General features: G+C 69.4%; 6 protein-coding genes. 3 read left to right on the plus strand and 3 right to left on the minus strand.

Annotated elements, in window-relative coordinates; genetic code table 11:
* Positions 1–165: 165 nt before the first annotated feature.
* The gene (locus D452_RS0127160; protein WP_239646471.1) at positions 166–930 is read left to right on the plus strand and encodes a DUF1963 domain-containing protein; all 765 of its coding nucleotides are present in this window, start codon (positions 166–168) and stop codon (positions 928–930) included.
* A gap of 151 nt (positions 931–1,081) precedes the next feature.
* Here the strand turns inward: D452_RS0127160 and D452_RS0127165 are convergent, their stop codons facing one another.
* Positions 1,082–1,522 (minus strand): DoxX family protein, encoded by a 441-nt coding sequence (locus D452_RS0127165; protein WP_017547280.1) that lies wholly within the window; start codon positions 1,520–1,522, stop codon positions 1,082–1,084.
* Positions 1,523–1,720: 198 nt separating this feature from the next.
* Positions 1,721–2,227 (minus strand): MarR family winged helix-turn-helix transcriptional regulator, encoded by a 507-nt coding sequence (locus D452_RS0127170; protein ID WP_017547281.1) that lies wholly within the window; start codon positions 2,225–2,227, stop codon positions 1,721–1,723.
* Between the two features lie 83 nt (positions 2,228–2,310).
* On the opposite strand from D452_RS0127170, the gene D452_RS0127175 reads away from it, so the two are divergent.
* Positions 2,311–3,090 carry a dioxygenase family protein gene (locus D452_RS0127175; RefSeq protein ID WP_051061382.1) on the plus strand — a complete coding sequence of 260 codons (780 nt, stop codon included), beginning with the start codon at positions 2,311–2,313 and terminating at the stop codon, positions 3,088–3,090.
* Between the two features lie 375 nt (positions 3,091–3,465).
* The gene (locus tag D452_RS0127180) at positions 3,466–3,705 is read left to right on the plus strand and encodes a hypothetical protein (protein WP_017547283.1); all 240 of its coding nucleotides are present in this window, start codon (positions 3,466–3,468) and stop codon (positions 3,703–3,705) included.
* A gap of 27 nt (positions 3,706–3,732) precedes the next feature.
* Here the strand turns inward: D452_RS0127180 and D452_RS0127185 are convergent, their stop codons facing one another.
* Complete coding sequence (locus D452_RS0127185; RefSeq protein WP_017547284.1) at positions 3,733–4,311, minus strand: TetR/AcrR family transcriptional regulator; 579 nt, start codon at positions 4,309–4,311, stop codon at positions 3,733–3,735.
* Positions 4,312–4,396 lie beyond the last annotated feature (85 nt).

Genomic DNA, 4,396 nt, shown 5'->3' on the forward strand with positions numbered 1-4,396 from the left:
CTCGCTGCCGCTTTTCCGTCGCCCACCTAGACCAGCCGCGACACGCCCCACCGTTCACCACAGAGCTTGAGCCGGCTCTCCCCGCTCAAAGCAACAGGCCACGAAACACGGCAACGCCCCCTGCGGCCGCTCGAAGTGTCCCTCCTCTACGCCAGCATGTCCGGCATGCACAGCCCTCAGACGTACCGCGAAGAGGCCCGCGCCAAGGGTGTCCCCGAACACGCCATCGACCTGGCGCTCAGCCTCGCCCTCCCCCAGGCCGAACTAACTCCGTCGGACAAGGACGGCGGCGTCCTGGTCGGACGGTACGGCGGCCTCCCCTCGCTCCCTGAGGGCGTGGAGTGGGACAACGGCCTGGACCTCGTCGCGACCGTCGACTGCGCCGCCCTCCCCCCGGACACCTGCGACCTCCCCCTGCCGCGCGACGGCCACCTGCTGTTCTTCGCGGACCGGACCGACCCCGACGGGTTCACCCTCATGCATGACTCCCGGTCCGTGATCCACGTCCAAGCAGGTACTCCCACGACCGAACGCACGCTTCCCGAGAACCACTTCCCCGCCCTCGACCCACACCCCCTGTACGCCCGGACCTTCCCGAGCCTCCCGATGACCGCCGACGACGCCGTTCTCCCCCACCCGGAGATCAGACGCCTCTACGACGAGTACGAGCTGGAGCACCTCGACCAGAGGCTTCCTCAGTGGGACGAAAGCCTGCACCTGGGCGGATACGCCTACTCGCCGCAGGACCCGCCCATCATGGGCTCCTCCCCCGAGGACGAGAAGGGGGGTTGGGTGCTGCTGGCCCAGACTCAGTTCGACATGCCCGACGATCCGGGCTTCACCGCGTGCGTGTTCTGGATCATCCAGCGCGACGAGCTCGCGGCGGGGAACTTCGCGGCGGCGGGGCTGGTGTCGATCTCCTACCACTGAGACTCCGGGCCGGGGGCTCCCGCGCGGGGACCCCGGACAGCACGAACGGCCGCCCAGCACCGGTGTGGGCGGCCGCGTCAGCGGTGCGAGTCCGACCGGGGTGAAGTCACGGGCCCCTGGTCAGGACGGACGCCGAATCAGGCCGTGCGGTTCAGGCCGACACGGCCTCCTCGGTGCCGCGCGCCTGGCGGACGCGGCCCCAGGGCATCAGTCGGTCCACCGCGTGACGGCCGCCCGAGAACCCGAGGGCCAGCGCGGCGACGCCGAGGACCAGAGGCAGCTCGTAGCCACCGACCAGCGGGGCGCCAACGTGGGCGAAGAAGTACGCCCCGACCATCATCAGGGCGAGAGACAGGCCCGCGAGCGGGAGCGCGAAACCGATGACGAGCGCGACGCCGGCGCCCACCTCGACGGCCGCGGCGATGGAGGCGGAGAGCACGGGGAAGGGCACACCCAGCGCTTCGAAGCCCTGGGCGGCGCTGCCCAGGTCGGTGGCCTTGGGCAGGCCGTGGACGATGAAGACGACCCCGATGACAACCCTGGCGATCAGGGCGGTCAGGTCGCCGATCCTGATTCTGAGAGATGCGGTCATGGTTGTTCCTGTTCTGCCGTGAGCGGGTATCCCTGGATCAGGTGGATCTCGTGGGAGCTCGACTCCAAAACTTGAGTCCACAACCTTTTCCCGGGAAGCAGAATGGTAGTACGTATCCGGGCGAACACATAGCGTCCGCGCGAACGAGTTGGATGCGGCCCGCGTTCACCCTGGTCAGGGCAGAGAACAGAACTCGACTCAGTCTCGGACGCCAACCCCGTCGGGGTCCGGGTACCTGGGCTCCTCGCCCTGGGGATCGAGCACGGACAGCATGGACTCGGAGATTGCCCGCAACTGCCCCACCTGCTGGACACTGAGCGTGTCGAAGAGGACCCGCCGCACCTCGTGCACGTGTCCCGGCGCCGCGTCCTCCAGCACCTTCATCCCCAGCGGCGTGATCTCCACGATCACGGTGCGCCGGTCCTCCGGCCGCTTGTACCGGTGGATCATCCCGTCCCCCTCGAGCCTCGCGGCCGCGTGCGAGAGCCGACTCGGCGATGAGCGCAGCAGGCGGGCCAGCCGGGTCATCGTCAGCTCGCGCCCCGGAGCCTCGGACAGCATGGCCAGGATCTGGTAATACGCATGCGGCAGCCCTGAGTCGTGCCGGAGCTGGCGGTCGAGTGCGCCGTCGAGGAGGTTGACGGCCATCAGGAAGGCACGCCAGGTGTGCTGCTCGCCGTCGTCGAGCCAGCGCGTCTCGGCCATCGGACCTGTGCCCCCAGAAATACTTGAGCGTTCAATTGTGTTGGGACCGAACACGGTCCACAACCCCGATCCCGGAGGTCGTCATGGCGACTCGCATGCCCACGCTGTACCTGAGCCACGGCGCGCCGCCCCTCGCCGACGACCCCGAGTGGACCCGTCAGCTGGCCGACTGGTCCGGTGACATCACCCGCCCGAAGGCGATCCTCGTCGTCTCCGCCCACTGGGAGGACGCACCGCTCACCGTCGGCGCGACCAGGGACGCGACCCCGCTGACCTACGACTTCTGGGGTTTCCCGCAACGCTACTACGACGTGACCTACGCCGCCCCGGGCGCGGCGGGACTCGCCGAACGGGTCCGCGAACTCGCCACTGGTCCAGGCGGCACCGTCCACCAGGACCCCACCCGGGGACTCGACCACGGCGCCTACGTCCCCCTGAAGGAGATGTACCCGGAGGCCGACATCCCGGTGCTCCAGGTTTCCATGCCGACCCTCGACCCTGCCCGCCTCCTCGAACTCGGACGCCGCCTCGCGCCCCTGCGCGACGAGGGCGTCCTGATCATGGGCAGCGGGTTCACCACCCACAACCTCCGGGAGATGTCCCGCCAGGCCCACGGCGACGCGCCCTCGTGGTCGGTCGAGTTCGACGACTGGACCCACCGGGCCGTCCTGGACCGCGACGTCGACGCGCTCCTGGACTTCCAGCACAAGGCCCCGGCCGCCACCCTCGCACACCCGCGCAGCGACCACTTCGCGCCCCTGTTCGTCGCCCTCGGCGCGAGCCTGGACGACCACGGTTCCGCCGCGTCCACGGTGGACGGCTTCTGGCACGGACTGGCGAAGCGGTCGTTCCAGTTCGACTGAGAAAACGCGGAACGCCCCCGGTTCAGGCGCGGCCGCAACCTGCTGGGCTTCGCCCTGACGGAGGCCAGGGCGAGGCTCGCCGAGGGGGACCGCCTGAACGGGGATCCGTTCTCCCCGATTTCACTTCGGATTCCTCCGTTCACCCAGTGTGTCGGCAACCGCGCGAGTAGAGTCCGAACACGCGGACAGCACGGTGCCCCGGCACCCGCGCCTGTTTCCCGCCCTTGGCGCATGAGCCAACACACCCTCGGCCCGACCTCGCGGCCCGCTCCGAGGTCACGCCGTACCCGGGAGACAGATCCTCCAGCTTCGTCGAGCGCGCGTGTTCCGGACTCCACCGTCCTCACTTTCCAGGACGACACTCAGGGGATTCCCATGGCCTACTACCGCATCCAGCTGAACGACGGCTCCTCCCACACCCTCCAGGCGGTGCGCCTGCGGACCGACGCGAGCAGCCTCTACCTGGAGGAGCGCGCGGCCGGAGACTGGCGGGAGGTGTTCAGCAACCCGATCGGCGAGGTGAGTCGCGTCCAGCGCCGGTTCACCGAGAACGACGGCACGTGGACCTGGCTGCCGGAGCGGCTGCCCGCTCCGGTCGGCGTCCGCGCCTGGTGACCCCGGCTCCGAGCGCGGGGCCGGACCTCAGCCCTCGAGGGTGAGCTGGGCGATCACCAGGTCCACCAGCCCCTCCAGGTCGCCCTCGGGGGCCAGTACCCCGGGCAGCGTCAGGTGCTCGGTGACCAGCCAGTTCATGGCCAGGTACAGCACCAGTACCGTGTCGCGGCCACCGGGCATGGCGCTCTGCTCGTGGAAGGCGATGTTGGCGTCCAGGTCGGAGCGGACCCGCGCGGTGAGGTCGGCGCGCAGTTCCGGACGGCGGGTGGCCTCCAGTTGGAGTTCGAGCGTGGCGAGGTACACGTTCGGGTTCGCGGCCAGGCGCGTGACCGTGGCACGCATGACCTCGGCGATCTTGGCGCGGTCCCGGGGCCCCTCCAGCACGTTCTCCCACTCCTGCTGCTCGGGCATGAACCGCTCGTAGGTGCGGACGCTGGTCTGGGCGAGCAGGTCCTCACGGTTGGCGAAGTAGTTGGAGGCCGTTCCCACGGGCACGCCCGCCCGGGTGTCAACGGCCCGGAAAGTGAGCCCCCGCGCTCCCTCCTCGGCGAGTGTGTCGATGGCGGCGTCGAGCAGCGCGGCGCGCCGCCCCGGGTTCCTGACCATGTGCTTTCCCTTTCGTGCGCGGAAATCCCACGCGACCGCTTGGCAAACCACTATGCGTGGAGTACTTTACTTGAAGTACTTCAAG

The sequence above is a fragment of the Nocardiopsis prasina DSM 43845 genome (genome assembly GCF_000341265.1).
Taxonomy (GTDB): domain Bacteria; phylum Actinomycetota; class Actinomycetes; order Streptosporangiales; family Streptosporangiaceae; genus Nocardiopsis; species Nocardiopsis prasina.

Bases quoted from the DNA above. Each gene is read 5' to 3' on its own strand.
- D452_RS0127170 (WP_017547281.1), bottom strand. From the start codon at position 2,227: ATGGCCGAGACGCGCTGGCTCGACGACGGCGAGCAGCACACCTGGCGT.
- D452_RS0127180 (WP_017547283.1), top strand. From the start codon at position 3,466: ATGGCCTACTACCGCATCCAGCTGAACGACGGCTCCTCCCACACCCTC.
- D452_RS0127185 (WP_017547284.1), bottom strand. From the start codon at position 4,311: ATGGTCAGGAACCCGGGGCGGCGCGCCGCGCTGCTCGACGCCGCCATC.
- D452_RS0127160 (WP_239646471.1), top strand. From the start codon at position 166: ATGCACAGCCCTCAGACGTACCGCGAAGAGGCCCGCGCCAAGGGTGTC.
- D452_RS0127175 (WP_051061382.1), top strand. From the start codon at position 2,311: ATGGCGACTCGCATGCCCACGCTGTACCTGAGCCACGGCGCGCCGCCC.
- D452_RS0127165 (WP_017547280.1), bottom strand. From the start codon at position 1,522: ATGACCGCATCTCTCAGAATCAGGATCGGCGACCTGACCGCCCTGATC.